Annotated in this window: 27 protein-coding genes; 16 read left to right on the forward strand and 11 right to left on the reverse strand. The window is 67.7% G+C overall.

Annotated elements, in window-relative coordinates; all coding sequences use genetic code 11:
• The 6 genes from E0H50_RS05885 to E0H50_RS05910 all read right to left on the reverse strand — a co-directional run bounded on the left by E0H50_RS05885 (position 1) and on the right by E0H50_RS05910 (position 5,315).
• Entirely contained in the window at positions 1 to 804 is an 804-nt protein-coding gene (locus E0H50_RS05885; RefSeq protein ID WP_238150799.1) for an ABC transporter permease, read from the reverse strand.
• Positions 805 to 973: 169 nt separating this feature from the next.
• On the reverse strand, positions 974 to 1,771 hold the full coding sequence (locus E0H50_RS05890) for an ABC transporter permease (RefSeq protein ID WP_131285540.1): 798 nt from the start codon (positions 1,769 to 1,771) through the stop codon (positions 974 to 976).
• Positions 1,772 to 2,013: 242 nt separating this feature from the next.
• Positions 2,014 to 2,859 (reverse strand): alpha/beta fold hydrolase, encoded by an 846-nt coding sequence (locus tag E0H50_RS05895; RefSeq protein ID WP_131285541.1) that lies wholly within the window; start codon positions 2,857 to 2,859, stop codon positions 2,014 to 2,016.
• A 76-nt stretch (positions 2,860 to 2,935) separates the two neighbouring features.
• Positions 2,936 to 3,823, reverse strand: a complete 888-nt coding sequence (locus E0H50_RS05900) for a RecB family exonuclease (protein WP_165547008.1) — start codon at positions 3,821 to 3,823, stop codon at positions 2,936 to 2,938.
• Positions 3,820 to 4,437, reverse strand: coding sequence for a MarC family protein (locus E0H50_RS05905; protein WP_131285542.1), 618 nt, complete (start codon positions 4,435 to 4,437; stop codon positions 3,820 to 3,822). The genes E0H50_RS05900 and E0H50_RS05905 overlap by 4 nt, the downstream gene beginning before the upstream one ends.
• Positions 4,434 to 5,315, reverse strand: coding sequence for a PHP domain-containing protein (locus E0H50_RS05910; protein ID WP_131285543.1), 882 nt, complete (start codon positions 5,313 to 5,315; stop codon positions 4,434 to 4,436). Before E0H50_RS05910 ends, E0H50_RS05905 begins: the two co-directional genes overlap by 4 nt.
• Before the next feature lie 101 nt (positions 5,316 to 5,416).
• Between E0H50_RS05910 and E0H50_RS05915 the strand changes: the two genes are divergently transcribed.
• Positions 5,417 to 5,815 carry an NUDIX domain-containing protein gene (locus E0H50_RS05915; RefSeq protein ID WP_131285544.1) on the forward strand — a complete coding sequence of 133 codons (399 nt, stop codon included), beginning with the start codon at positions 5,417 to 5,419 and terminating at the stop codon, positions 5,813 to 5,815.
• Positions 5,816 to 5,879: 64 nt separating this feature from the next.
• Complete coding sequence (locus E0H50_RS05920) at positions 5,880 to 6,632, forward strand: GNAT family N-acetyltransferase (RefSeq protein ID WP_131285545.1); 753 nt, start codon at positions 5,880 to 5,882, stop codon at positions 6,630 to 6,632.
• On the opposite strand, the gene E0H50_RS05925 is transcribed toward E0H50_RS05920, so the two are convergent.
• Positions 6,614 to 7,051: a DUF4267 domain-containing protein gene (locus tag E0H50_RS05925; protein WP_131285546.1), complete on the reverse strand. Its 438-nt coding sequence runs from the start codon at positions 7,049 to 7,051 to the stop codon at positions 6,614 to 6,616. The genes E0H50_RS05920 and E0H50_RS05925 overlap by 19 nt on opposite strands.
• 140 nt (positions 7,052 to 7,191) lie before the next feature.
• Here E0H50_RS05925 and E0H50_RS05930 point away from each other — a divergent pair, with 140 nt between their 5' ends.
• Entirely contained in the window at positions 7,192 to 7,788 is a 597-nt protein-coding gene (locus E0H50_RS05930) for a TetR/AcrR family transcriptional regulator (RefSeq protein WP_131285547.1), read from the forward strand.
• Positions 7,789 to 7,912: 124 nt separating this feature from the next.
• A complete protein-coding gene (locus tag E0H50_RS05935; protein ID WP_131285548.1) occupies positions 7,913 to 8,893 on the forward strand; it encodes a hypothetical protein in 981 nt (326 codons plus the stop codon).
• A gap of 25 nt (positions 8,894 to 8,918) precedes the next feature.
• Here the strand turns inward: E0H50_RS05935 and E0H50_RS05940 are convergent, their stop codons facing one another.
• Entirely contained in the window at positions 8,919 to 9,494 is a 576-nt protein-coding gene (locus tag E0H50_RS05940; protein WP_131285549.1) for a histidine phosphatase family protein, read from the reverse strand.
• A 116-nt stretch (positions 9,495 to 9,610) separates the two neighbouring features.
• On the opposite strand from E0H50_RS05940, the gene E0H50_RS05945 reads away from it, so the two are divergent.
• From E0H50_RS05945 to E0H50_RS05970, 6 genes are all read left to right on the forward strand, one after another.
• Entirely contained in the window at positions 9,611 to 10,654 is a 1,044-nt protein-coding gene (locus E0H50_RS05945; protein ID WP_131285550.1) for a LacI family DNA-binding transcriptional regulator, read from the forward strand.
• A 19-nt stretch (positions 10,655 to 10,673) separates the two neighbouring features.
• Complete coding sequence (locus E0H50_RS05950; RefSeq protein WP_131285551.1) at positions 10,674 to 11,969, forward strand: sugar ABC transporter substrate-binding protein; 1,296 nt, start codon at positions 10,674 to 10,676, stop codon at positions 11,967 to 11,969.
• Between the two features lie 101 nt (positions 11,970 to 12,070).
• Positions 12,071 to 12,940, forward strand: a complete 870-nt coding sequence (locus tag E0H50_RS05955) for a carbohydrate ABC transporter permease (RefSeq protein WP_131285552.1) — start codon at positions 12,071 to 12,073, stop codon at positions 12,938 to 12,940.
• The gene (locus tag E0H50_RS05960) at positions 12,940 to 13,752 is read left to right on the forward strand and encodes a carbohydrate ABC transporter permease (protein WP_131285553.1); all 813 of its coding nucleotides are present in this window, start codon (positions 12,940 to 12,942) and stop codon (positions 13,750 to 13,752) included. The genes E0H50_RS05955 and E0H50_RS05960 overlap by 1 nt, the downstream gene beginning before the upstream one ends.
• Positions 13,753 to 13,762: 10 nt before the next feature.
• Positions 13,763 to 15,337 carry a glucoamylase family protein gene (locus tag E0H50_RS05965; RefSeq protein WP_131285554.1) on the forward strand — a complete coding sequence of 525 codons (1,575 nt, stop codon included), beginning with the start codon at positions 13,763 to 13,765 and terminating at the stop codon, positions 15,335 to 15,337.
• Positions 15,338 to 17,149, forward strand: coding sequence for a GH39 family glycosyl hydrolase (locus tag E0H50_RS05970; RefSeq protein WP_131285555.1), 1,812 nt, complete (start codon positions 15,338 to 15,340; stop codon positions 17,147 to 17,149).
• Here the strand turns inward: E0H50_RS05970 and E0H50_RS05975 are convergent.
• Positions 17,055 to 17,816 (reverse strand): FadR/GntR family transcriptional regulator, encoded by a 762-nt coding sequence (locus E0H50_RS05975; protein WP_131285556.1) that lies wholly within the window; start codon positions 17,814 to 17,816, stop codon positions 17,055 to 17,057. The genes E0H50_RS05970 and E0H50_RS05975 overlap by 95 nt on opposite strands.
• A 169-nt stretch (positions 17,817 to 17,985) precedes the next feature.
• Between E0H50_RS05975 and E0H50_RS05980 the strand changes: the two genes are divergently transcribed.
• The 4 genes from E0H50_RS05980 to E0H50_RS05995 are packed head-to-tail and all read left to right on the forward strand — an operon-like array spanning position 17,986 to position 22,363.
• On the forward strand, positions 17,986 to 19,257 hold the full coding sequence (locus E0H50_RS05980; protein ID WP_165547009.1) for an ABC transporter substrate-binding protein: 1,272 nt from the start codon (positions 17,986 to 17,988) through the stop codon (positions 19,255 to 19,257).
• Entirely contained in the window at positions 19,257 to 20,204 is a 948-nt protein-coding gene (locus tag E0H50_RS05985; RefSeq protein WP_131285558.1) for a carbohydrate ABC transporter permease, read from the forward strand. The genes E0H50_RS05980 and E0H50_RS05985 overlap by 1 nt, the downstream gene beginning before the upstream one ends.
• Positions 20,197 to 21,042 (forward strand): carbohydrate ABC transporter permease, encoded by an 846-nt coding sequence (locus E0H50_RS05990; RefSeq protein ID WP_131285559.1) that lies wholly within the window; start codon positions 20,197 to 20,199, stop codon positions 21,040 to 21,042. Before E0H50_RS05985 ends, E0H50_RS05990 begins: the two co-directional genes overlap by 8 nt.
• Before the next feature lie 19 nt (positions 21,043 to 21,061).
• The gene (locus tag E0H50_RS05995; RefSeq protein ID WP_131285560.1) at positions 21,062 to 22,363 is read left to right on the forward strand and encodes an alpha-L-fucosidase; all 1,302 of its coding nucleotides are present in this window, start codon (positions 21,062 to 21,064) and stop codon (positions 22,361 to 22,363) included.
• Positions 22,364 to 22,539: 176 nt separating this feature from the next.
• On the opposite strand, the gene E0H50_RS06000 is transcribed toward E0H50_RS05995, so the two are convergent.
• Positions 22,540 to 23,043 (reverse strand): MaoC family dehydratase, encoded by a 504-nt coding sequence (locus E0H50_RS06000; protein ID WP_131285561.1) that lies wholly within the window; start codon positions 23,041 to 23,043, stop codon positions 22,540 to 22,542.
• A gap of 99 nt (positions 23,044 to 23,142) precedes the next feature.
• Positions 23,143 to 23,682 carry a YflT domain-containing protein gene (locus E0H50_RS06005; RefSeq protein WP_131285562.1) on the reverse strand — a complete coding sequence of 180 codons (540 nt, stop codon included), beginning with the start codon at positions 23,680 to 23,682 and terminating at the stop codon, positions 23,143 to 23,145.
• Between the two features lie 76 nt (positions 23,683 to 23,758).
• Here E0H50_RS06005 and E0H50_RS06010 point away from each other — a divergent pair, with 76 nt between their 5' ends.
• Positions 23,759 to 24,865 carry a magnesium and cobalt transport protein CorA gene (locus E0H50_RS06010; RefSeq protein ID WP_238150800.1) on the forward strand — a complete coding sequence of 369 codons (1,107 nt, stop codon included), beginning with the start codon at positions 23,759 to 23,761 and terminating at the stop codon, positions 24,863 to 24,865.
• Between the two features lie 154 nt (positions 24,866 to 25,019).
• Positions 25,020 to 26,030: an ArsR/SmtB family transcription factor gene (locus E0H50_RS06015; protein ID WP_131285563.1), complete on the forward strand. Its 1,011-nt coding sequence runs from the start codon at positions 25,020 to 25,022 to the stop codon at positions 26,028 to 26,030.

Here is a 26,030-nt window from a genome sequence, read left to right on the forward strand (position 1 = left end):
TCAACTCCCTGTACTGCGATAGCGACGAAGGCCGGCCCGCCACGCCAGCGAGGACAGCGCGACCATCACCGCCGCGACCAGCGGCGACAGCAGGCCGATCCAGGACGGCAACCCGAGCGGGGCCGGCTTCCCCAGTACGTAGAGCACCGGGTAATAGTTGACGAAGGCAAGCGGTACGACGAACGTGACGGCCCGCACGATCTCCTTGCCGAAGACCGTCAACGGGAACTGGGTCAGCGCCTGCCCGCCGTACGTGACCGAGTTCGCCAGCTCCGCCGAGTCGATCGCGACGAACTGGAACGACGCGCCGAGCACGAACAGTGCCGCGAAGATCACCGTCCCGGTGACCAGCGACACCGCCAGCATGATGCCGCGGGCAACGGTCCAGTCGATGTCGACCTTGCTCAGGGCAAAGACCAGGACGGTCCCGGCCTGCAACGGGCGACCGAGCCGGCGCAGTGCGAACCCGTCGGCCGCGGCCTGCAGGAAGGCCGGCACCGGCCGGATCAGGTACGCGTCGAACGCCCCGGTCCGGATCCGTTCGCCGACCCGTTCGATCGACCCGGTGAGCAGGTCGGCCATCCCCAGCGCCGTCGAGGATGTTGCGTACAGCAACGCCATCTCGCCGAGCGAGAACCCGCCGAACGCCGTGATGTGGCTGAACATGATCAGTACCGCGACGAAATCGGTCAGGTTGACCAGCGTCGAGCTGACCAGCATCAGCACGAACGACGCCGGGTACGCCAGCACCGACCGGATCCACATCACGATCAGCAGCCAGTACTGCGCCGGCGCCCGGATCACTCGTTCAGGTCCTGTCTGGTGATCCAGCGCCGTAGCGAGGAGGTGCTCGGTGCGGTGCATCGGCGTGCGGGGGCGAAGGTCTCGATGCGGAGCATCGTGGCCTTTGCACCCGTGCGGCGAGATGCCGTGCCGAGTGCCCCGCAGTAGGCGATGGATCACCAGACAGGGCCTAACCACCCTGGATCACCACCTTCCGGGTCGCCAGCGTGGTCGCGAGCTGCCCGGCCAGCAGCAGTACCAGCAGCCAGCCGAACTGGAACAGCAGCGCGGCGCCGGTCCCGCCCGGGTTCCGGCCGAGCCAGATGTCGATCGGTACCTGCATGGTCGCGGCCCACGGCGTCGCGCGGGCGATCACCCCGAGCCAGCCCGGGAACGCGACCAGCGGCAGGATCGTCCCGGCGAAGAACAGCGACAGCACCAGCGCGAGCTGCTCCATCCCGCGCGAGTCGGTGATCCAGAACCCGGACAGCGCGACCAGGTACCGGATCGCGAAGCTGACCATGATCCCGAGCAGCAGACCGAGCACGACCAGCGGCCACAGCGCCACGCTTGAAGGGAACTTGAGGTCGAAGACCAGCGCGCCGACCAGCAACGGCGCACCGCCGCGGGCCAGCAGCTGGAACGTTGCCCGCCCGAGGTCGACCGACAGCCACCACAGCAACAGCTGCGTCGGCCGGTAGAGATCGACCGCGATCGCGCCGCTGCGGACCCGCTCGCCCAGCTCGCTGGTCGTGCTCGCGCCGAAGATCCCGACCGGCATCAGCAGCCCCTGCTGCAACCACACGAACGTCAGCGCGTCCGAGACGTCGTACCCGCCGAGCCCGGGCCGCTCGTGCCAGAGCGTCAGGTACACGCCGCAGAGGATGAACCCGAAGACCGAGTTCGTGAAAATGCCCGACACGGTGGCGATCCGGTACGTCGAGAAGCGCCGGAACGACCGTACGGCGATCGCCCAATACACGCCCACTGCAACCTCCTCTCGAACTCCAGGTGATGTCCGAGAGGCACAGCGGCACGCAGAACCGCCCCGGATCAGGAAAGACCCGGGGGTTCGGACACCACTGTGACGGCATGGCTGAACCACACCGATTGTCAAGGCAGAAGAGGGACGGTACGCCGGGCCGCGGGACGGCGTCAACACAAATAACCGGTCCGGACGTGGGACCCCTCAGACCCACGCCCGGACCGGTGTCCGGAAGGTACAGGAACCTACAGGGTGTCGCTCTTGAGCAGATGAGCGAGGTGGGTGGCGAACGGCGCCGGGTGGCTGGAGTACCCGCCGTGCCCGCCCGGGAACATCACCACCGGCCAGCCGAGATGATCCGCGATGACCTCGATCGGCCGCCCCGGAAGATGCATGTACGACTCCAGCCCGGCCGCCGGGACGATGCGGTCGGCGACCCGCTTCAAGGCGTCCAGATCCGGCTCGTACCGCGTGAACGGCAACAGCTTGTGCTCGTAGAAGTTGGCCGCGTTCGCCTGCATCCGCTCCGCGAGTTCGCGGTACTCCGGCAGCAGGTCCTCCATCGGCGGCATCGCGTCGTCGTCCAGCCCGGTGCCCATCATGAACACCACGTCGGCCGCGGTCAGGCCCTCTGCGCGGTAGGTCTCGTACACGTCGGCGAAGAACGCCCGCGCGTCGTCCGCGTCGGATTCCGGCAGCACCTCGGTGCACGGCGGCTCGTGCGCGACCAGCATCCGCACCCGCTCGGGGTGGCGGGTGATCAGCTCGAGACCGGTGATCGCACCGGAGCTGCTGCCGAAGACGTACGCCGGTTCGCTGCCGGCGACCGTGTCGATCAGGGCCAGCGCGTCCGCGGCTGCCTGGACGAGGGTCTCGTCCGTCGCGTCACCGACGTACCCGCTGCGTGAGTTGCCCCGCGGGTCGTACGTCACCACGGTGTACTCCGCGGCGAGCTGCCCGACCATCCCGGAGAACACCCCGGCGTCGGTCCCGCCGCCCGCGATCAGCAACAGCACCGGCCCCGCGCCGGTGACCTCGTAGTGCAGCATTGCCCCCGGCACCGCCAGCTTGTTCACAGTCTTCGCACCCATCGAGCGAGCCCCTTTCATTCCCCCTCAGGCTCCACCCACCCACTGGCACCCCACGCACACGGCGCTGGCACCGATGTCAGCCGGCCTCTTCCAGGGGGATCTGTGATGGCTCGTCGAGGCCTGCCCAGGGGTCGCGGGTGGGGGCTTCGCGGCGGCCTTGGGGGCAGATTTTCGCGAAGTCGCACCAGCCGCACAGCGCGGACGGCTCCGGCGGGAAGGCCTCGTCGGCCTCCGCGGGGGTCAGTCCCTCGGCCCACTTCGCTTCGGCGGCAGCTGCGTCGTCGGCCATCGCCTCGGCGCGTTTCTGGTGCCGGCCGAGGGACGCCTCGTCGTGGTCCGCGGCCGCGACGGTGTTGGTCGGCAGGTGGTGGAGCTCGACGCGCGTGCACGGCTTGTGCAGGACGCGGCGCGCGCCGAGCACGTACAACGCCATCGCCAGCGAGGACCGGGCGTCGACAGCGGTCAGCGGGCGGCGACCGGTCTTGTAGTCGACGATCGCCAGCTCGGTCCCGCCGCTCCCGTCCCGCGCCGGTCGCTCGTCGATCCGGTCGACGCGTCCGCGCAAGGAGGCCCGTTCGGTGGTGAACGCGACAGTGCGCTCCACTCCGCGAGGTTCGTAGTACGGATCGGTGTCCCGCAGGTACCCGATCACCATCTCGGTCGACCGGTCCCGCCAGTCCAGCGACTGCTGCTCGTCGCGGAACCCCTCGCTGCGCCAGCTCGACCGCATCTTCGCGACGACCTCGTCCGGCGTACGGCGGGACGCGGGCCAGCGCCCGAAGAAGTCCGCGAGCACCTCGTGGACGATCGCACCGACCGTGTTGTGCGCCCACGGCGGGCCCTTGGGCGGCCGCGGCGTCTCCAGGTACGTGTACCGGTACTTCCGCTTGCAGTCCGCGAACGTCAGCAGTTTCGTCGGCGTCGCGACGAACAACCGCTTCGGCATCCCGGGAAGCACCGTCATCCCGCCTTGATGAAGTCGGTGACGGCGTCGGCCACGAGCTGTACGGCGATGGCGCTCAGCAGCAGGCCCGCGATCCGGGTGACGAGCAGTACGCCGTTCTCCCCGAGGATCCGCATGATGATGCCGGAGAACCGCAGCGTCAGCCACATCACCAGGTGGATCAGGATGATGCCGACCGAGATCGCGACGACGTCCGGCAGCGACCCGTTCGCCCGCTGCACGAACACCATCGTGGCGACGATCGCACCCGGGCCCGCGAGCAACGGCGTACCGAGCGGGACGAACGCGATGTTCACGTTCTTGGTCTGCACCGGGTCCTCGGCGGTGTCGGTCAGCAACTGCAGCGCGATCAGCAGGAGCAGCAGACCGCCGGCGCACTGCAGCGCGGGCAGCGTGATGCCGAGGTGGTGCAGGATCTGCTGACCGAACGCCGCGAACGCGACGATCACACCGAACGCGACCAGCACCGCCTGCCAGGCCGCCTTCTTCCGCACGGCGCGGGACTGCCCGGCGGTGAGCGAGATGAAGACCGGCACGGTGCCCGGCGGGTCCATGATCACGAACAGCGTGACCACGACCTCACTGAGCAGCCCGAGGTTGATGACGCTGTTCACGGCAGGTAGGCCTCGGGAACAGTGGCGTCGGAGGCGGCGGCGTTGGTCTTGGCAACGTCCAGCAGGCGGTCGAGCTGCTCGGGCTCGGTGGAGTTCACACCCAGGTCGTGGTCGATCTTGCCGAGGCCGTGGTGGTCGCTGGAGCCGGTGTAGATGATGCCGAGGTTCCGGGCGATGGCCCGCAGCGCGTCCCGCGACTCCGGCGAGTGGTCCTGGTGGTCGACCTCGATACCGGCGAGGCCGTGGTCAGCGACCAGACCCGCCAGGTTCTCCTCGGTCATCACCTTGTAGCTCGACCGGCCCCACGGATGCGCGATCACCGGCACACCGCCGGCCTCCCGCACCAGGTCGATCGCGTGCCCCGGCTCGAGCGCGTAGTGCGGGACGTGGCCGGCGCGGCCGTCGGCGAGGAACCGGTCGAACGCCTCACTCCGGTTGGCGACCGTCCCGTTCGCCACCAGCGCGTCCGCGACGTGCGGCCGGCCGACCGACGGCGTACCGGTCGCCTGGGCCAGCACCTCGTCGACGGTGAGCGGTACGCCGATGCTGTTCAGCCGGGCGACGATCGTCGGGATCCGGTCGGTGCGGCCCTCGCGCACCACCTGCAGGTCCTTCGCGAGCGGGGCGTACGTCGGGTCGGGGAGGTAGCCGAGCAGGTGCACGCTGATCCCGTTGAGCTTGCAGGAGATCTCCAGCCCCGGGACGAACCCGATGCCGAGCTCCTCGGCGGCCCGCCGGCCGTCCACCCAGCCGTCGGCGGTGTCGTGGTCGGTGAGCGCGATCACATCGAGCCCGGCCTGCTGCGCGTGCCTCATCAGGACGTCCACCGGGTCGGTGCCGTCCGAACGGTTCGAGTGGGTGTGCAGGTCGATGCGCACGAGCTGGCCGTGTCCTTTCCGATGGACTGTCACGGCTGATGCTATCCGCGTTCACCTCGACGGCCTGGCACTTGTGCACAGAAGCCCTATCCTCGGGGTGCATGGAGCGCGTCGACTGCGTAGGTGCCCTGGTGTACGACGAGCAGCACCGGTTGCTCGTCGTACGGAGAGCGCATGATCCCGGCCGGGGACTCTGGTCGATTCCCGGCGGCCGGGTCGAGTCCGGCGAGGACGATCCGACCGCGGTCGCGCGTGAGGTCGCGGAGGAAACCGGCCTGACCGTGAAGGTCGGCGAACTGGTGGGCGAGGTCGAACGGCCCGGTCCGCGCGGCCAGCTGTACGTGATCCGCGATTACGGGGCGACTGCCGTCGGCGGCACGCTCACGGCCGGTGACGACGCGACCGACGCCCGCTTCGTGACCCGGTCGGAGTTCGCGGCGCTCCCGACCACGACGCTGCTCGTTTCCACGTTGGAGCAGTGGAACGCCCTGCCCGGCTGACAGGTGCGGGACCTTCGCGTAAAAGCTCAAGACGCACCACACCCTGTTCAGCAAGACTCAGCAGATGGACGACGCTGATGTGGTACGCGCGATCGAGGAGAACTCGGCTGAGTTGCTGATGGCGATGGGTGCTGCGGGTGGTGGGTCGCAGCGCGTCGACGACCGCGCGGAGTGGACGATCGGTGGTTCGCCGATCGACTATCACAACGCCGTGGTGCGGGCCTCCGCGGCCGAGGTGGTGGCCGAGTCCCTGGCGGAGTTGAAGAAACACGACGTACCAGGGACCTGGCATGTCGGTCCGTCGATGCCGATCTCCGCTGACGACCTGACCGCAGCGGGGTTCGTCCCGGCCGGGAGCGAGCCGGGGATGGCGGTGCGGATCCCGGATCTGATCGCGCCCCGCGCCGTACCGGGTCTGTCGGTGACGCGGGTGCAGGACGACGAGGCGCTGGCGGTCTGGGAGGCGACGCTCGGTCAGGGATTCGGCGAGGGCGAACGCGAGGCGCGGTGGGTCGCGTCGGTCTACCGGAAGCTCGGGTACGACGACCCGTGGCAGCACTACCTCGGCCGGCTGGACGGCGTACCGGTCGCGACGGCGACGGTGTACCTCGGGGCGGGCGTCGCCGGCCTGTACTTCGTGATGACGGTGCCGGAGGCCCGCCGGCGCGGGATCGGAGCAGCAATCACGTACGACGCCCTGCGCGCGGCAACCACGGAATACGCCGTACTCGAATCCTCGTCGGCGGGCCGGCCCGTCTACGAATCCCTCGGGTTCCGCGAGCACTGCACCGTCAACCTCTACGAGTGGGCGGGCTGAACAACCTCACCGGCCTGGTTGATGTTGGCGGTGTCGCGTTCGCGGAGCAGGAGGATCGCGTCGAAGAGGACGACGAGTGCTGTGAGTCCGTGAACTCCGAGCGCCGTGGCCGCGGGGCCGTCGTGGGTGAAGACGGTGATCATGTCGATGATCGGGACGAGCGAGGTGATCGCGAGTACGACGCCCGTCGCGCGCCGCTGGCGGAGCGCGAACAGGGCCAGGATGCTCAGCCCGAGGGCGATATCGCGGATGCCCTTCACCGCGAAGTACCCGGCCGCGGTACCGGTCGGCCACGGATCGATCCCGAAGTTCGCCGCGGCGCCGTGCCCGTCGAACAACCCGTTGAACAGGAACTGGGCTCCGAACGTCAGCGGAAAGATCCCCAGCAGAACCGTCAGAACAGTGGTGAAGCGACGCATCGCATATCTCCCAACTCACAGGGCTCCGGGCACTTCCCGAGCCAGAAATCTAGCAGCGCTAGATTTCCTAGCGATGCTAACCCTAACGCCATGAGATTGTCTAGCGCCGCTAGATTGTCTAGCAATGCTAGGATCCGGGCATGCCGACTCAGTCACGCCGTGAAAGGGCCCGCGCGGAGCGTCACGAGCTGATCCTGCGCACCGCGCGCGAGCTCGCCGAGTCCATCGGCTGGGGGGCAGTCACGACCCGCCGCCTGGCCGACGCCATCGACTACAGCCAGCCGGTTCTCTACGGCCACTTCGAGAACATGAACGCGATCGCCGACGCCGTCGCCATCCAGGGCATCGAGGAACTGATCGCCGTACTGCGTGTCGCGCGCACGACCGCACCGAATCCCGCGGCCGGCCTCAGCGCACTGGCCAAGGCCTATCTCGAGTACGCGTCCAACCACCCGGCCGTGTACGAGGCGATCTTCGTCCGTCCGACCGACCTGGAATTCGCTAGCGCTGATAGCCCGCTGCTCCTGAAGACGGCCTTCGCCGAGTTCCAGGCCGCGATCGAGCCCTTCGCCGCCGGCGACGACCCCGAAACCCTCACCGAGGTCCTCTGGAGCGCCCTCCACGGCCAAGCCACCCTCGCCCACGCCCGCCGCCTACGCCCCGACCAACGTGACGGCCGGGTTGAACTCCTCGTAGCCCGTCTTTCCGGAAAGAATTCGCCACCGAGCGCGAAATAAGTTCCGGAAAGCGCCGGTCGCCGGTTCCGCGACAGCGGCGGCCGCCGGCGTCCGGCAGCGCGGGTCGCCGGGTTGTCCACAGGGGGTACGGCGGGCGCGGACGGAATCCGTCATCCTGGGGCGCGTGGAGTGGTGGTGGACGCAGCCGTTGTGCGCGAAGGGGATCGATGCGCTGATCGACGTGCAGGGCGGGATCGTCTCGCGCGCCCAACTCCTCGCGGCAGGCTGGTCCGAGCCGCGCATCAGAAGACCCTTACGCAACAGGCGCTGGCGAGCGGTGCATCCCGGCGTGTACGTCACTCACACAGGTCCGATCGGGTACACCGAGCGCCTACTGGCGGCCCTGTTGTACGCCGGCCCCGACGCGGCGTGGAGTCATTACACCGCCGCGGAGCAGCTGGGACTGATCAAGCCGGATCCGGAGCGCCGCGTCCACGTGGCCATCCCGGAACACCGTAAGGTCCGACCGCGCGCCGGCCTCGTCATCCATCGCGACGAGCACTGGGCCGCCCGTCTCGCCGCAGTCGCTCCACCGCGACGTACGCCCGCGGAAGCGGTCCTCGACATCGTGGGGATCGCGCCGTCGCTGGACGAGGCGGCCGCGGTGATCGCCGAGGCGTGTCAGAGCGGCCGCGTCGGCGCGGAGGACATCCTGAGTTCGCTGGCCGATCGTCCCAGACTGCGGCATCGCGGGAGCCTCCGGTTGATCATGAAGGATGTCGTCGCGGGATCACACTCACTGCTGGAGATCCGCTACGCACGGGACGTCGAGCGTCGCCACGGGTTGCCCAGCGGGCAACGGCAGCGCTCCGTCGACGGCGAGTTCACGGACGTGCACTACGCCGGGTTCGGCCTGAACGTGGAACTCGACGGCCGCCTTCATCTCGTGCCGCAGCAGCGGTGGCGCGACCTCGATCGGGACAATCGCGCCACGCTACGGACCGAGGCAACCCTGCGCTACGGGTGGTTCGACATCACGAACCGCTCGTGCGATGCCGCCGTACAGGTGCTTCAGGTGCTTCGTCGTACGAACCCGTTCCTCGATGCCACACCCTGCTCGCGCGGATGCCCCATCTCGGCTTTCCGGAACATTTCTGCCAGCTAGTGCAACAAATGTTCCGGAAAGTGAGTCAGCTGTTCCAGCGGTGGATGGCTGGGGAGCCTCGTTCCCAGCCGAGGGTCGAGATGGTGGCTGTGTTGAGGACGAAGTGGCGGCCTTCGGTGACGTCGAGTTCCAGCCAGCGGGCGGTGAGGCCGCGGAGCGCGTGGGAGTGGCCGAAGACGAGGACGTCTCCGGGTACGGCGGCGAGGCGGGCGTTGACGCGGTCCAGGCGGGTGGCGACGTCGGCGGCTGTTTCGCCGTGGGGTACCGGTTTGTCCCAGACCGTCCAGCCGGGGACGGTCTCGCGGATCTCGGCGGTGGTGATGCCTTCGTAATCGCCGTAGTTCCACTCGACCAGGTCGTCGTCGACCTCCGCGTCGGGGAAGCCCGCGAGTTCCGCCGTACGCCGGGCGCGCTGCCGCGGTGACGTCAGCACCAGGTCGAAGGACTCCCCCGCCAGCCGTTCCCGCAGACTCGTCGCGATCCGTTCGCCCTCGGGTGTCAGGGGGAGGTCGGTGACGGACGTGTGCCGGCCTGACCTGCTCCACTCGGTTTCCCCGTGCCGGACCAGGAAGACCCGGTCCTTCCGCTCCTGTGTGGTCACACCTGCATCCTCGCAGACCGCAGATCCGTCCGCGCCGAACCCTTGACCGTTCGATCGATCCAAGGCATCGTATCGAAACTGTAAGCGCTTCCACTTTTCCGTCAGGAGCGAACCCAGTGCCTCCCGGACCCACCGGCCGGCCGGCGACGATCTACGACGTCGCGGCCCGCGCGAAGCTGTCGATCGCGACGGTTTCGCGTGTCCTGCAAGGGACCGGCCCGGTGTCGGCGAAGGCGCGGGCGCGGGTGGACCAGGCGGCGCAGGAGCTGAACTACGTACCGCTACGGGCCGCGCGGAGTCTCGCCGTACAGCGGCACGAGGCGCACGGGCTGGTGCTGCCGGATCTCGCCGGTCCGTTCTACGGCGACCTCCTGATGGGCTACGAACGCTGGGCCGGCGAACACGGCCAGAGTGTCGTCATCACCGTCACGCACGGCAACCCGGATCCGCGACGCACCGTGATGGACCTGGCCGGGCGGGTCGACGGGATCGTTGTCCACGGCAACGCTCTCGATCTGCCCACGGTGCAGGGGCTGCGGAAGGCCGGCGTACCGGTGGTGCTGATCGCGCATCCGCCGGTCACCGGGTGCGACTCGGTGCGGAGCGAGAGCGCGGCGAGTGCCGAGCAGCTCACGACCCGACTGCTCGACCATGGGCGGGAGAAGCTGCTGTTCGTCGGTGATCCGGCCAGCTCGTACGACGTGTCCGAGCGGTACGCCGGGTTCGCGAAGGCGCATGAGCTCCGCGAACTGCAGGTGCCGAAGCCGATCCGGGTGCCCCTGACGGAGGAAGCTGGACGGACGGTCGCCGAGAAGATGCTCCAGGCAACCACCCGCTCGGGGAAGACGAGCGGGAGGCCCGATGGGTTGGTCTGTGCCAACGACGAGTTGGCGTTGGCTGCGTTGAGCGTGTTGGTCGCGAACGGGGTCGGGGTGCCTGGGGAGATTGTTGTGACCGGGTGGGACGACGTGATGGCGGCTCGGTACGTGTCGCCGGGGTTGACGACTGTGCGGCAGCCGATGGCCGAGTTGGGGCGGGTGGCCGCGGAGCGGGTGCACGAGCGGGTGACCGGAGTTCGGACCCGGGCGCGCAACGACGTACTGGCAACAGAACTGGTGCTGCGGGACAGCTGTGGCACCAACCGGGGGATGCAGAAGTAACCGAGTGAGGAGACAGCACATGTTCACCCACAGCATCCGCCGCCGGCTGGTGATCGGCAGCGCTGCACTCACCGCGACAGCGCTCGCGCTGGCCGGTTGTGGACGGTCCGAGGACACACCGAGCGGCGGGTCGCAACCGACCACCACCGTCAGCGAAGGACCCGCGACCGGGAACCTGACCGTCTGGGCGATGGGCACCGAGGGCGAGAACCTGCCCAAGCTGATGGAGCAGTTCAAGCAGGCCAACCCGGGCGTCAACGTGACCGTCACGCCGATCCCCTGGGACGCCGCGCACAACAAGTTCACCACCGCGATCACCGCGAACACGCTGCCCGACGCGGCCATGGTCGGTACCACCTGGATGGGCGAGTTCGCCGACCTCGGCGCGCTCGACCCGACACCGCAGGGCTTCGACAACTCCGGCTTCTACGAGGGCGCGCTCGACACCACGAAGGTCGGCGGAACGCAGTACGGCGTTCCCTGGTACGTCGAGACGCGGCTCGTGTTCTACCGCAAGGATCTTGCCGCGAAGGCCGGCTTCAGCACTCCCCCGACGGACTGGGACGGGCTGAAGGCGATGGCCAAGGCCATGAAGGAGAAGGCCGGCGCGAAGTACGGGATCAACCTGCAGCCGGGCGGCGACGGGTCCTGGCAGACCGTGATGCCGTTCGCGTGGTCGGCCGGCGCGAACATCACCGGGGACGACCAGAAGGAGTTCACCTTCGACACCCCGGAGATGCAGGAAGGGCTGAAGTACTACCAGAGCTTCTTCACCGAGAAGCTGGCCGGTACCGACCTGCCGCCGAACCAGACCGAGGCGCAGTTCGTGAACGGTCAGGTGCCGATGTTCATCTCCGGTCCGTGGATGGCCGGGTCGGTGGCGAAGGCCGGTGGGGACGCGATCAAGCCGAACATCGGGGTGTTCCAGATCCCGAAGAACAAGACGGCGACGTCGTTCGTCGGTGGGTCGGACTTCGTGGTGTTCAAGGCGTCGAAGAACAAGGACAGTGCCTGGAAGCTGGTCAAGTTCCTGTCGGATCCGAAGACGCAGGCCTCGTGGTTCAAGATGTCGTCGGATCTGCCCGCGGTGAAGAGTGCTTGGGAGGACCCGAGTATCGCTTCGGATCCGTTGCTGCCGGTGTTCGGTAAGCAGTTGGAGGATGCGAAGGCGCCGCCGGCGATCGTGAACTGGGAGCAGGTCGCCAAGGCGTTCGACACCGAGGTCGAGAAGATGGCGAAGTCGGGACAGTCGCCGGCCGACACCGCCAAGGCCATTCAGACCAAGGCATCCGCCATCGGCACGGGCGGTAGCTGAGCATCATGAGTCAACGGACAGCACCCGACGAGGCGCAGCGCGTTTCGTCGGGTGCAAGGAAGGGCGGACGCTCCGCACCGGCGGGTGGAGCGGGCCGGCGGTTGGATCGGCAGACTGCGGCTGCTTGGATTCTCGTGCTGCCGTTCGTGGCGTTGTTCTTGGCGTTTACTGCCGGGCCGGTGCTCGGGTCGTTCGGGATGTCGTTCACCGATATCAAGCAGCGGGATCTGCGGACGCCGTTCTCGGTGAACGGGGTGGGGTTCGACAACTATGTGAAGGCGTTGACGGACGAGACGTTCGGTAAGGCGGCGTTCAACACGGCGTACTTCGTGATTGTCGGGGTGCCGTTGACGCTGGTGGTGGCGCTGGGCGCGGCGGTGTTGCTGGATCGTGGCGTCAAGCGGTTCCAGGCGCTGTTCAAGGTCGGCTACTACCTGCCCGTGGTGACGTCGATCGTCGCGATCGCGGTGATCTGGCGGTTCGTGCTGTCACCGGACAACGGTCTGCTGAACACCGTGCTCGGCTGGGTCGGGATCGACGGACCGAACTGGCTGGCGTCCAAGACCTGGGCGATGCCGTCGCTGATCGCGATGGCGGTCTGGCGGAACTTCGGCTCCGCGATGATCATCTTCCTGGCCGGTCTGCAGGGCATCCCGGAGTCGGTCGAGGAGGCCGGCCAGATCGACGGTGCGAGCTCCTGGCAACGGTTCCGGCACCTGATCCTGCCGTTACTGCGGCCGACGATCCTGTTCACCAGCGTCACCACCGGCATCGGCTATCTGCAGTTCTTCGAGGAGCCGTTCGTGATGACGCAGGGCGGGCCGCTGGACAGCACGATCTCGGTGTCGATGGCGACGTACGACCAGTTCGGGTTCGGCAACTACGGGCTCGCGACGTCGATGGCGTACATCCTGTTCGTCGTCATCGCGGTCGTCACGTTCATCCAGTTCCGGCTGCTGAGGGAGAAGTGATGCGCCGTACCTGGTGGATCTATCTGATCGGAGTGCTCGGCCTGGTCGCCGTCGCGGCGCCGTTCCTGTGGATGGTGCTCGGCAGCTTCAAGACCCAGGGCGAACTGCTACGGGTCCCGCCGACCTGGTGGCCGAACGAGCCGACCAACCAGAACTACGCAGACCTGTTCAGCAAGGCGAACTTCCCGCGCTACTTCCTCAACTCGACGGTGGTCGCGCTGGCCGTCACGGCCGGCAACCTGATCTTCTGCTCGATGATCGGCTACGCGCTGGCGAAGCTCAACTTCAAGGGCCGCAACGCGTTGTTCGTGCTGGTGATGGCCACGCTGATGATTCCCGGCATGGTCACGTTCGTCCCGTTGTTCGTCCTCGTCACCAACGCCGGGCTCGCGAACTCGTACCCCGGCCTCATCCTGCCGTTCCTGGTCTCGCCGTTCGGGGTGTTCCTGATGCGGCAGTTCTTCCTCGGGCTGCCCGACGACCTGATCGACGCCGGCCGCGTCGACGGCACCAGCGAGCTGGGCATCTTCGCCCGGATCATGCTGCCGCTGACCCGGCCCGCGCTGGCCACGCTCGGCATCCTCACCTTCCTCGGCTCCTGGAACAACTTCCTCTGGCCGCTGGTGATCGCCCAGACCGAGGACAAGTACACGCTTCCCGTTGCCCTGGCGCTGTACTCGACCGGCCAGAACGCGCAGAACTACGGCCTGCTGATGGCCGGCGCGGTCGTGGTCGTCGTACCGGTGCTCGTCATGTTCCTGGCGTTCCAGCGGCATGTGACCAAGGGCATCGCCATTACCGGACTGAAATAGGAGACCTCAGATGACCGCCATCATCAGTCGCCGTACTGTCCTCGCCACCACCGGAGCCCTCGCGTTCGCCGGCGCCGGATCACCCGCGTACGGCGGGACGCCCGCACCTGCCGAACTACTCGAAGGCGGCTGGGTCCCGAGCCGCGCCGACAAAGCTCTGGTGGGGCGATGGGCCCGGGACACCTGGCGCAGCCTCGTGGCGATGACCGACGAAAAGACCGGGCTGCCGGCCGACAACATCGGCGAGTCGGTGACGAACCCGGTGCGCAGCAAGTACACCTCGCCCACCAACATCGGCGGCTACCTGTGGAGCACGGTCGTCGCCAAGCACCTCGGCATCATCTCGCCGCAGGAGTCGCTGCGCCGGATCACGCAGACGCTGACGACGATGAAGAACGTCGTCCATCACGAGCCGAGCGGCATGTACTTCAACTGGTACGACGAGGCGACCGGTGAAGTGCTGCGCGTCGACCCGGACGGCACCCGGCCGATCACGCCGTTCGTGTCGAGTGTCGACAACGGATGGTTCGCGTGCGCGCTGATGGTGGTCCGCAACGCCGAGCCGCGCGCCCGTGCCCTCGCGGACTCCCTGCTGAACAAGATGAACTTCAAGTTCTACTACAACCCCGCGGCCCGTCCGGGCGGGCTGATGCGCGGCGGATTCTTCGAGACCCCGCCGCCGGACGAGGAAACCGACCAGGGCAACCACGCCGGCGTCGGCCCGGACGTGTACTACCGCAAGTTCCACTACGACACCTGCAACACCGAGGCCCGGATCGCCGGGTACGTCGGGTTCGCGCTCAACCAGGTCCCGCACACGCAGTACTTCGCGACGTACCGCACGTTCCCGGACAGCTGCGACTGGTCGTGGGTGGAGCAGAAGCCGAAGGGCGTGCACCGCACGTACCTGGGGCTGGACGTCTTCGAGGGAACCTACGAGTACCGCGGGATGCGGCTGGTGCCGTCCTGGGGCGGCGACATGTTCGAGTCGCTGATGCCCGACCTGTTCGTCCCGGAGGCGACCTGGGCGCCGCGTAGTTGGGGCATCAATCACCCGCTCACCGTCCGCGCCCATATCGAGCACGGTCTCGACGACGCGAAGTACGGCTACTGGGGCTTCTCCCCCGCGTCGAACCCGAAGGGCGGGTACTCCGTCTACGGTGTCGACGCGATCGGGATGGACCCGGGCGGCTACCCGTCGGACCTGGAGGCGACCAACTACGACGCCGGCTTCGAGGGCTGCCGCGAAGGCGTCAACCCGAACCCGGCGTACGGCGACGGCGTCGTCACCCCGCACGCCGCGTTCCTGGCGATGGCGTACGCGCCGCGGCAGGCGATCGACAACCTGAGCAAGATCGAGAAGAACCTGCACGCGTACGGCGGTGGCGGGTTCTACGACTCGGTCGCGGTGAAGTCGGGGCTGATCGCCAAGCGGTACCTGTCCCTCGACCAGGCGATGGTGATGGGTGCTATCGGCAACGTGTTCGGTGAGAACCTGATCCGGCGCAGCTTCGCGAGCCGGACGGTGGAGAGCAGGATCCGGCCGCTGATCGCGATGGAACAGTTCGAATCGGGAGTCGCGTAGATGCCGGACGACGCCCCCTTGGACGCACGGACCGACTGGGACCAGCGGATCGCGCTGCGCAGCGATGAACAGCGCGAGTTCGCCTTCCCGGAGCTCGATCCGCCGAAGGAGGTCACGGCGGTCGGCGGCGTCGGCCAGGTGACGATCGACTGGTCGCCGGTGGACGGCGCGGTCGGCTACCTGATCTTCCGGGGGACCGGTGAGCGCGGTCCGCTGGAGCCGGTCGATCATCACAGCGGCGACGTGCTGTCGGTCCCGTCGCCGCCGTACGTGGACACCACGTGCACCCCGGGGACGCCGTGCCGCTACGCCGTCGCGAGTGTTCCCGAGGTGACGACGCACGGGCGGCCGAGTCCCACCGTCGGCGCGGTGCCGCTGGTCGCTGGTGGGTCTGTGCCGGGCGTGGTGGTGACCGTGGATGCGGTTGCCGAGGGCACCGAGTTGCAGCGGCCGTGGGAGCCGATGGTCGGCAGCGAGCGCTTGAGTCAGCTGCTCTGCAAGGACCTGACCGGCGGCCACGAGATCGGCAGGGAACTCGAGGACGCGCTGCGCCGGATGCACGACGAGATCGGCGTCCGCACGGTCCGCGCGCACGCGATCTTCCACGACGACACGCACGTGATCGATGGCGATACCTACGATTTTTCGACCGTCGACAAGATCTACGACAAGCTGCTGGCGATCGGGCTGCGGCCGGTGGTCGAGCTCGGGTTCATGCCGCGGGAGCTGGCGAGCGACCCGGCGAAGACGGTCTTCGAGTACGGCGCGATCATCTCGCCGCCGGCGTCGTACCAGCGCTGGCACGACCTGGTCCGCGCGCTCGTCCAGCACCTGGTCGACCGGTACGGCCTCGACGAAGTGCTGACCTGGGACTTCGAGGTCTGGAACGAGGCCAACCTCGAGGTCTTCTGGTCCGGCACCAAGACCGAATGGCTCCAGCTGTACGACGTGTCCGCTGCCGCCGTGAAGTCCGTCGACCCGCGCCTCGCGGTGGGCGGCCCGTCGTCGGCCGCGGCCGGCTGGGTGGACGATCTGCTCGCCCACGCCAAGGCCCACGGCACACCGGTCGACTTCGTGACCACGCACACGTACGGATCGCCGCCACTCGACGTGCGGGCGTCGCTGGAGCGGCACGGGTACGGCGATGCGCGCATCCTCTGGACCGAGTGGGGCGTGACGCCGCGGCACTTCAACCCGATCAACGACTCGGTGTTCTCCGGCGTGTTCCTGCTGCGCGGCATGCGGTCCGCGGCCGGGCGGATCGACGCGCTCTCGTACTGGGTCGCATCCGACCACTTCGAGGAACTCGGCCGGCCGCCGCGGTTCCTGCACGGCGGCTTCGGCCTGCAAACTGTTGGTGGGCTCGCGAAACCCCGCTACCACGCGATGACGCTGCTCAGCCGGCTCGGACCGGTCGAGCTGCCGGTCAGGTACGACGGTGACGGCGGCGGGAGCCTGGTGGAAGCCTGGGCCTCCCGAGACCGCGACCGCATCGCCGTACTGCTGTGGAATCTGACCCTCGATCAGACCAAGTCGTCGGGGGCGCCGGAACTGACCAGGACGGTCCAGGTCCGGCTGCCCGGCGTCGACCCGTCCTGGGAAGCGACGGCAACCACGCTGGCCATCGGCGCAGGTGACATTGCCACAGCCGCAGCAGGTCTCGGCGACTGGCCGACCGATGCCGAGCTCGCCGACCTGGCCGAGCGCAGCCGAATGGTCAGTACTCCACTGGAGTTGCACGCCGGAGCGGTCGAACTGTCCCTCCCGATGCCGAGCGCAGTTCTCGTGGAGCTGACTCCTCGTCGAGGTTGACCGCCTCCTGAATCCAGCGCTCCACGCCGGCGATGTGCACCGTCGCCCAGGACCTGGCCACCTCCGGCTCCCGCCCCTCGATCGCGTCGAGGATGGCCCGATGCTCGGCCAGCGTCCGGGTGACGGCGTCGCTCTGCGTCAGCCCTCGCCAGATCCGTGCCCGGTACGTCGGCTGCCGCAGACTGTCGATCATCGACGCCAGCGCCCGATTGCCGCTTCCCAGCGCCACCACCTTGTGGAACTCCACGTCGCTGGTGAGCAGATCCTCGACCGACGGCTCCGGCCCGAGATCGTCCAGCAGTTTGCGCAACGCGGTGATGTCCTCGTCGGGCATCCGCAGTGCCGCCCGGGCCGCGGCAGCAGGCTCGAGGATCCGCCGTACCTCGAAGAACTCCAGCACCGACGCGTCCTGGTGCAGGTCGAGGACGAACCCCATGGTCTCCATCAGCAGCGCCGGGTCGAGGCTGGTCACGAACGTGCCGTCGCCCTGCCGGACCTCCAGCACCCGGATCAGGGCGAGCGCCTTCACCGCCTCGCGCAGTGAGTTCCGGGACAGGCCGAGGCGGGCAGCCAGATCGGCCTCCCGCGGCAAGCGATCGCCGGGCCGCAGTTCACCGGCCACGATCATCTGCTTGATCCGATCGATCGCTTCGTCGGTGACGCGCATCGCCTCACCTCCTGAATCTGCTGAGACATCCGATGTTCCTGCACGATACATCGGATGTCTAGGGCCGAATTGCCGGTTCAGGCCAGGAATTATGGGGCTGAGGTGTTGACTGCGCCGAATGCTTCCGACTATAGATCGGATGACTAAGCGCATCCCCTGGAGGTCAGCGATGAAAGCATCACCGGCGCGGACACGCCGCTGGGTCACCGCCGCTCTGTCGGTTCTGGCCCTGACCGCCGTGGCCGCCTGCGGGGGCAACAACGGCAGCAGCGGTAGTAGTTCGGGATCGGCCGACAAGGCAGACCTGACCTGGTCGTTCTGGGTCGCCGGCGCCGAGGACCAGGCCGCCTGGCAGAAGGTCGCTGACCAGGCCCACACCGATCACGCAGGGATCACCGTCAAGCTCCAGGGCGCCCCGTGGGACAGCTACTGGTCGAAGATCGGGACCACGCTGGCCGGCGGCAAGGCACCCTGCATCATCGGCATGCAGAGTCTGCGGATGGCGTCGTACGCCGGCGCGATGCTGCCGCTGGACGACCTGATCAAGAAGTACGGCCTGAAGCCCGAGGACTTCGACAAGCCGATCATGGACGGTCTGAAGGCGGACGGGAAGCAGATCGCGATCCCGTACGACTCGGGCCCGATGGTGATCTTCTACAACAAGGACATGTTCAAGGCCGCCGGCGTACCCGACCCGAAGCCTGGCTGGACGATGGACGAGTTCAAGGCTGCTGCGAAGAAGTTGACCGCCGCCGGTAAGACCGGCCTGGTGACGACCCCTGGCGACCTGGGCACGATGTCCTGGATCCGCACCATGACAGGGGCCGAACCGCTCGCCGACGGCAAACTCAACTTCACCGACTCGAAGTTCGAGCAGGGCTTCTCGCAGTACGCCGACTTCGTCAAGACCGACAAGATCGCCCCGCAGGTGCCGGGCGGCAACCCGGACTTCGAAACCCAGCAGTTCACCGGCGGCAAGGCCGCGATGCAACTGAACGGGCCGTGGTCGCTGATCGACACGAAGGGCAAGGTCAAGTTCAACCTCGGCATCGCGCCGATCCCGGCCGGTCCGGACGGCTCGAAGACCTACACCGCCGGCTCGGGCTTCGGCATCTCCCGGTCCTGCAAGACGCCGGACGCCGCCTTCCAGGCGATCATGTCGATGACCAGTGAGAAGCCGCTGACCACGCTGGCCCAGGCCGGCCGCGCGTACCCGGCGCGCACCGTCGCGCACCCGGCGTGGTTCACCGCCGCGAACATCGACGGCGCAAAGGAGACCATCGACTACGCCTCCGAGCACTCGATCCCGCTGGTCACCTCGAAGAACTGGGTCCAGGTCGCCGACCTGCTCAACCGCTTCGGAACGCAGGCCCTGAACGGTGAGATCCCGCCGGACCAGGCCCTGAAGACCATCCAGGACCAGGCAGGCGCAGGCTCGTAATGGCTGCCGTCAACACAACGGTCGCCCCGACCGGTACGCCGCCTTCACGCGGCGACCGGGCGGGGCGCCGCCCCGCGTTGCGCCGAGACGGCCGGTACGCGTCGGTCTTCCTGACACCGAGCCTCGGCGGGCTGGCCCTGTTCACGTTGTTCCCGACGGCGATGGCACTGGGCATCAGCCTGTTCGACTGGCCGGTGTTCGGGGAGCGCACGTTCCAGGGCTTCGGCAACTATTCGCACCTGCTGCACGACCCGGTGTTCCGCCGCGTGGTGCTGAACACGGTTCTGTTCGTCGTGCTGTACGTCCCGCTGAACGTGGTCGTCTCGCTCGGGCTCGCGGTCTGGCTGGGCCCGCAGATCAGGGGCCGGCAGGTGTTCCGGGTGCTGTTCTTCATCCCGGTGATGACGCCGATGGTGGCCAACGTGATGGTCTGGCGGCTGCTGTTCCAGCCCGGTGGGCTGATCGACGGCGGCCTGCAGAGCTGGTTCGGCATCGACGCGCCGAACTTCCTGGGCTCGTCGAACTGGGCGATGCCGGCGATCGTGGCGATGTCGATCTGGCAGGGCTTCGGGTACAACTTCCTGGTCTTCTCGGCCGCGATCGACCAGGTTCCGCAGTCGCAACTGGAGTCCGCGCAGATCGACGGCGCCGGGCCGCTGCAGCGGTTCCGCTACATCACCTGGCCGATGATCACGCCGTCGATGTTCTTCGCCACCACGATGACGCTGATCACCTCGTTCCAGGTGTTCGCGCAGCCGTTCATCCTGACCCAGGGCGGCCCGGGTGTGGCCACCCAGACCATTGTCATGTACGTCTACAACCAGGGCTGGCAGTTCCTCCAGATGGGACTGGCGTCGGCGGCCGGATGGGTGTTGTTCGTGATCATCATGGGCATCACCGCGATCCAGTTCGTCGGGCAGAAGCGGTGGGTGAACTACGATGTCTGAGACTTCTGTGGTGGCCCGCCGCGTTCGCAGCAGCGTCTCGCACGTGCTGCTGATCGTCGTCGCGATCGCCTTCCTCGGCCCGCTGGTGTACGCCGTTTCCACGTCGCTGAAACCCGCCGACGAGGTGTTCACCCCGACACCGCACCTGTTCGGCTCCGAGATCCGCTGGAAGAACTACGCGGACGCGTTCACGTTCGCTCCGTTCGGTCGCTACTTCCTGAACAGCCTGCTGGTGGCGGTGGCCGGCACCCTGGTGGTGGTCGCGGCCTCGAGCATGTCGGCGTACGCCTTCGCCCGGTTGAAGTTCAGGGGCCGGGAGCAACTGTTCGTCCTGTTCCTGGGGACGTTGATGGTGCCGCAGGAAGTGCTGATCGTGCCGATGTACTGGCTGATGCAGGCACTCGGCTGGGTGGACAGCTACTGGGCACTGATCCTGCCGTGGGCGTTCACCGCGTTCGGCACGTTCCTGCTCCGGCAGTTCTTCCTGACCATCCCGGCCGAACTGGAGGAGGCGGCCCGGGTCGACGGGTGCGGTCCGTTCGGAACGTTCCTGCGGATCATGCTGCCGCTCGCGCGGCCGGCCATCGCCGTACTCACCGTCTTCACCTTCATCAGTTTCTGGGGCAGCTTCCTGTGGCCGTTGATCATCATCAACAGCGTCGAGGACAAGGGCACCGTGCCGCTCGGCCTGGCGCAGTTCGTCGGCCAGCAGGGCACCCAGTGGAACCTGATGATGGCCGCGTCGATCATGGCCATGCTTCCCACCGTGCTGCTTGTCGTCCTGCTGCAGAAACACCTCGTCCGCGGCCTGCTCGTCACCGGGCTGGGCGGCCGTTAAACCCTTAAGGAGATTGCTGATGACCGACGTGCCTCCCGCGGCCTCTGTCGAGAAGTTCCGCGACTGGCGGTTCGGCCTGTTCGTCCACTGGGGCCTGTACTCGCTGCCGGCCCGGCACGAGTGGGTGAAGAACCGCGAACGGCTGACCGACGAGGACTACCAGCCGTACTTCGACCACTTCGAGCCCGACCTGTACGACCCGTCCAAGTGGGCCCGCGCCGCCCGCGAGGCCGGCATGAAGTACGCCGTACTCACGACCAAGCACCACGAGGGCTTCTGTCTGTGGGACTCCGAGGTGTCCGACTACACCGTCGCGCACACGGCCTGGGGTGCGGGCAAGGATCTGGTCAAGCAGTTCGTCGAGGCCTGCCGGGCCGAGGGCCTCGGGGTCGGGTTCTACCACTCGCTGATCGACTGGCACCACCCCGAGTTCCCGATCGACCTCGTGCATCCGCAGCGCGACGACGAGGAGGCGATCGCGAAGGCGGCCGGGCGCGACGTCCAGGTGTACGCCGACTACCTGCACGCGCAGACCCGTGAGCTGCTGACCAACTACGGGCCGATCGACATCATGTGGTTCGACTTCTCCTACCCGGGCCGGCAGTACCCGGACGGGCGGGACGGCCACGGCAAGGGCCGGGACGACTGGCGCTCGGTCGAGCTGATGGCGATGGTCCGGGAGCTGCAGCCGGACATCCTGATCAACGACCGGCTGGACATCCCGGGTGACTTCGTGACGCCGGAGCAGTACCAGCCGGACGGTCCGATGGAGCGCGACGGCGTACCGGTGCTGTGGGAGGCGTGCCAGACGCTGAACGGCAGCTGGGGCTACGACCGGGACAACCTGGACTGGAAGTCACCCGAACTGCTGGTGAAGATGCTCGTCGACTCGGTCTCCAAGGACGGCAACCTGCTGCTGAACGTCGGGCCGACGGGTCGCGGTGAGTTCGACCCGCGGGCGCTGGCGACGCTGGCGTCGATCGGTGAGTGGATGCGGCTGCACGAGCGCTCGATCCGCGGCGCCCGGCCGGCCGAGTACACGCCGCCGGTGGACGCCCGCTACACGCAGAAGGGCAACCGGCTGTACCTGCACCTGTTCTCGTGGCCGATGGGGCACGTGCACCTGGCCGGCCTCGGCGGGAAGGTGAAGTACGCCCAACTCCTGAACGACGCGTCCGAGATCAAGCGCATCGAGAACGACCCCCATCAGCAGGCGCAGAACACCACCATGGGCGGCGTCTCGAGCGACGTACTCACCCTGAAGCTCCCGATCCAGAAGCCAAACGTCCTCGTCCCCGTGATCGAGCTGTTCCTGAGCTGAACTCATTTGATGGGTTGACCCACCCGGTTCGGGGTTCCTGACCCTGGTTCCGGGTGGGGAACCCCTCATCTGGTGGGTCAGCCAAGCAAATTGGTGGGTCAGCCAGGCAAATGCGGAGGGGCGGAAGCGGCGGGGCGGGTGTGGGGCGGCGGGTTTGGGGCGGGCGGGGTGGTGGCTTAGGTGGCTGGGGTGGGGCGGCCGGGTTGTTCGCCGCCGCGGGCCTCGAGGTACGAGTTCTTCGGGACCATGACCTTGCGGCGGAACAGGCAGACGACGGTGCCGTCCTGCGTGTAGCCCTTGGTCTCGACGTACACGACGCCGCGGTCGTCCTTGGACTTGGACTCCCACTTGTCCAGGACGAGCGTCTCGCCGTAGATCGTGTCGCCGTGGAAGGTCGGGGCGACGTGCCGCAGCGACTCGATCTCCAGGTTGGCGATCGCCTTCCCGCTCACGTCCGGGACCGACATCCCGAGCAGGATCGAGTAGATGTAGTTGCCGACCACAACGTTCTTCCCGAACTGGGTCGTCCCCTCCGCGTAGTGCGTGTCCAGGTGCAGCGGATGGTGGTTCATGGTGAGCAGGCAGAACAGGTGGTCGTCGTACTCCGTCACCGTCTTGCCCGGCCAGTGCTTGTACACCGCACCGACCTCGAACTCCTCGTAGCTGCGCCCGAACTGCATGTCGGTTCCTCCTCGGCTGCTGGGCTCCCCATGCTGCCGGTCCGGGCGCATCCGGGCCGTGGTCTGGCTCTCACCGGCAGGAGAGATAGGTCACCCCCCCTAGTCGATCGGCCGCTGGGTGGTCTGCTGGGCCTGGTGGTCCGGGAGCAGCGGGTGGACCTCGCCCTTCAGGGCCAGCTTGGCGAGGTGGTTGCGGGCCTCTTCGGCGAACTTGAAGTCGCACAGTACGTCGTACGTCGTCGCGACCACGGCCGTCCGCGAGGTGAAGTCCCGTCGGCCGGCCGACTGCGCGTAGCCGAGGCCGCCGAACACCAGGCCGAAGAAGGCGCCCAGCACGACGCCGGTCAGCACCGCCGCGATCCAGTTGTTGGTGGTGAAGAGGCCCAGCAGCAGGCCGACGAACAGCCCGAACCAGGCGCCGCTGGCCAGGCCCGCAGTCAGCGCGCGGCCCCAGGTCAGCCGGCCGGTGATCTTCTCGACCTGGCGCAGGTTGTTGCCGACGATGGTCGTGTGCTCGACCGGGAACTTCTCGTCCGAGAGATAGTCGACAGCTCGCTGTGCCTCCCGGTAGGTGTCGTACGTCCCGATCGTCAGGCCGGTCGGCCTGGGGTCCATCGAGGGCATGCCCTGGGTGGTCATCGTCGTTCCTCTCCACGTGCTTCCACCCCCATCATTGCCGACGGCTGGTTACCGCGTCTTGATAGCCTCGCCGGTGATGACCGGGCGACGATGGGACATGGGCGCGACACGCCGCGTGGGACGAGTGTTCGCCCGGCGTGCCGGCGGTGCCGGACGCCCCCCGGACGACGTGGTCACCGGCAAGCTCGAGGGCGCCCTGGTCGACTGGGGGCTGTACCGCGACGGCGTCCGCGACACCCGCGTCAACTCCTACACCGAGGCGCTGGTCCGGGCGCAGCGCGGGCAGGGGTTCGTGTGGATCGGCCTGTTCCAGCCGACCGACCACCAGCTCGCCATCATCGGTGCGGAGTTCGGTCTGCACCCGCTGGCGCTGGAGGACGCGTACGAGGCGCACCAGCGCCCCAAACTGGAGCGGTACGGCGAGACGCTGTTCGCAGTGTTCAAGACGGTCACGTATGTCCCGCACGACGACCTGACCGCCACCAGCGAGGTGGTCGCGACCGGTGAGGTCATGGTGTTCTGCGGACCCGGCTTCGTCGTCACGGTCCGGCACGGTGAACACAGTGAGCTGACCGGGCTGCGGCAGGAGCTGGAACGGGAGCCGCAACGGCTCGCCGCCGGCCCGGGCGCCGTACTGCATGCCATCGCGGACCACGTCGTGGACCGGTACCTGGAGGTCGCGGACGCCGTACAGGCCGATATCGACATGATCGAGACGTCGATGTTCACGCCGCGCGGCTGGCGGAACATCGACCGGGTCTACCAGCTGAAACGTGAGGTCCTGGAGCTCAAACGGGCCGTGGCGCCGCTGACGGGTCCGATGCGGGCGCTGGCCACGCTGCGGCACCCGCTGATCGCCGACGAGACCAAGAACTACTTCCGCGACGTCGACGACCATCTGCAGCGGGTGAAGGAGCAGGTGATCTCGTTCGACGAGTTGCTGAGCTCGATCCTGCAGGCCGGGCTGGCCCAGGTCCAGGTGGCCGAGAACGAGGACATGCGGCGGATCTCGGCCTGGGTGGCCATCCTCGCGGTGCCGACGATGATCGCCGGGATCTACGGCATGAATTTCGATTACATGCCGGAACTGCGGATGAAGTACGCGTACTTCGTCGTACTCGGAGTGATGGTGACCGCGTGCACCGTGCTTTACCGGTTGTTCAAGCGGAACCACTGGCTCTGAGCCCTTGGCAACCTTTTGCCATGGCCAGGACTACTCCCGGATTGGAATGTTCAAACGGTTGTCGCCGGATCCGCTGCCTTGATTGAATTCCCGAATCGCATTCGGTCAGGAATTGATTACTTTCCGCGACCGATAAGGACGGGAGGGGATCGCGGTGCTTCGTATTCATTTCACGCCCCGCGACCTGACCCGGGTCACCGTCGCCACCACGCCGGCACCGCTCTGGGAGGTGCTGCTGAGCCTGCACATGCTGCAGCACTCGGAAGGCCGGCTGATCTTCGAGGACTGGCGGCGCCACGTGCGGGCCACAGTCGCACCGGACCAGATGCGGCTGCTGCTCGAACTGACCCCGCCGAAGGGTTACTCCCCCGACTTCCTCACCCCGGCGGAGCCCGCACCGGACTTCGACACCGCCCTGGAGCAGGCGCTGGCGACACCGCGGCAGCAGATCCGCAGCCAACTCGACCTGCTCGCGCAGTCCCGGCCGGCCTCCCCTTGGACACGGGAGCTGGCCCAAGGCGGCCGTTCGTCGATGGAGAAGCTCGGACGGGCCATCCGGACGTACCACGACGCGGCGATCGCGCCGTACTGGAAGTCGATCGGGACGCACGTGTCCGCCGACCACGCCCATCGAGGGGAGGCGCTGGCCCAGCACGGCGTGGACCGATTGCTGTCGTCACTGCATCCGCGGGTCCGGTGGGTCGCACCGGTGCTGCAGGTGCTGGACATGAACGACCGAGATCTGTATCTCGATGGCAGGGGAATCGAGTTGCAGCCTTCGGCGTTCTGCTGGCAGGTACCGACCAAGCTGCGGGACCCGGACCTCAAACCGATCCTGGTCTACCCGATCCAGCATGCGCCCGGGATCCTGCGGCAGGCGCCGATGGAGCCGCCGCCGTCGAGTGATCCGCTGGGTTCCCTGCTCGGGTCGACCCGGGCCGCCGCGCTGCAGGCGACCGTCAGCGGCTGTACGACGACGGAGCTGGCGAGACTCTGCCGGATCTCCCCGGCCGCCGCGAGCCACCAGGCGACGGTGCTGCGGGAGGCCGGCCTGATCACCACCCGCCGGGCCGGCGCGTCAGTGCGCCACGAGATCACCCAACTGGGCATCTGGCTGCTCTCCGGCCACGGCTCCGGCCGTTCCCGGGAGCCGACGCCACCCTGA

The organism is Kribbella sindirgiensis (assembly GCF_004331435.1).
Lineage (GTDB): Bacteria > Actinomycetota > Actinomycetes > Propionibacteriales > Kribbellaceae > Kribbella > Kribbella sindirgiensis.

Excerpts from the sequence above, each read along its gene's own strand:
- E0H50_RS05895 (WP_131285541.1), bottom strand. The coding sequence starts at position 2,859 with ATGGGTGCGAAGACTGTGAACAAGCTGGCGGTGCCGGGGGCAATGCTG.
- E0H50_RS05950 (WP_131285551.1), top strand. The coding sequence starts at position 10,674 with ATGTTCACCCACAGCATCCGCCGCCGGCTGGTGATCGGCAGCGCTGCA.
- E0H50_RS05920 (WP_131285545.1), top strand. The coding sequence starts at position 5,880 with ATGGACGACGCTGATGTGGTACGCGCGATCGAGGAGAACTCGGCTGAG.
- E0H50_RS05900 (WP_165547008.1), bottom strand. The coding sequence starts at position 3,823 with ATGACGGTGCTTCCCGGGATGCCGAAGCGGTTGTTCGTCGCGACGCCG.
- E0H50_RS05985 (WP_131285558.1), top strand. The coding sequence starts at position 19,257 with ATGGCTGCCGTCAACACAACGGTCGCCCCGACCGGTACGCCGCCTTCA.
- E0H50_RS05915 (WP_131285544.1), top strand. The coding sequence starts at position 5,417 with ATGGAGCGCGTCGACTGCGTAGGTGCCCTGGTGTACGACGAGCAGCAC.
- E0H50_RS05965 (WP_131285554.1), top strand. The coding sequence starts at position 13,763 with ATGACCGCCATCATCAGTCGCCGTACTGTCCTCGCCACCACCGGAGCC.
- E0H50_RS05930 (WP_131285547.1), top strand. The coding sequence starts at position 7,192 with ATGCCGACTCAGTCACGCCGTGAAAGGGCCCGCGCGGAGCGTCACGAG.
- E0H50_RS05995 (WP_131285560.1), top strand. The coding sequence starts at position 21,062 with ATGACCGACGTGCCTCCCGCGGCCTCTGTCGAGAAGTTCCGCGACTGG.
- E0H50_RS06010 (WP_238150800.1), top strand. The coding sequence starts at position 23,759 with ATGACCGGGCGACGATGGGACATGGGCGCGACACGCCGCGTGGGACGA.
- E0H50_RS05970 (WP_131285555.1), top strand. The coding sequence starts at position 15,338 with ATGCCGGACGACGCCCCCTTGGACGCACGGACCGACTGGGACCAGCGG.
- E0H50_RS05925 (WP_131285546.1), bottom strand. The coding sequence starts at position 7,051 with ATGCGTCGCTTCACCACTGTTCTGACGGTTCTGCTGGGGATCTTTCCG.
- E0H50_RS05990 (WP_131285559.1), top strand. The coding sequence starts at position 20,197 with ATGTCTGAGACTTCTGTGGTGGCCCGCCGCGTTCGCAGCAGCGTCTCG.
- E0H50_RS05975 (WP_131285556.1), bottom strand. The coding sequence starts at position 17,816 with ATGCGCGTCACCGACGAAGCGATCGATCGGATCAAGCAGATGATCGTG.
- E0H50_RS05960 (WP_131285553.1), top strand. The coding sequence starts at position 12,940 with ATGCGCCGTACCTGGTGGATCTATCTGATCGGAGTGCTCGGCCTGGTC.
- E0H50_RS06005 (WP_131285562.1), bottom strand. The coding sequence starts at position 23,682 with ATGACCACCCAGGGCATGCCCTCGATGGACCCCAGGCCGACCGGCCTG.
- E0H50_RS05980 (WP_165547009.1), top strand. The coding sequence starts at position 17,986 with ATGAAAGCATCACCGGCGCGGACACGCCGCTGGGTCACCGCCGCTCTG.
- E0H50_RS06000 (WP_131285561.1), bottom strand. The coding sequence starts at position 23,043 with ATGCAGTTCGGGCGCAGCTACGAGGAGTTCGAGGTCGGTGCGGTGTAC.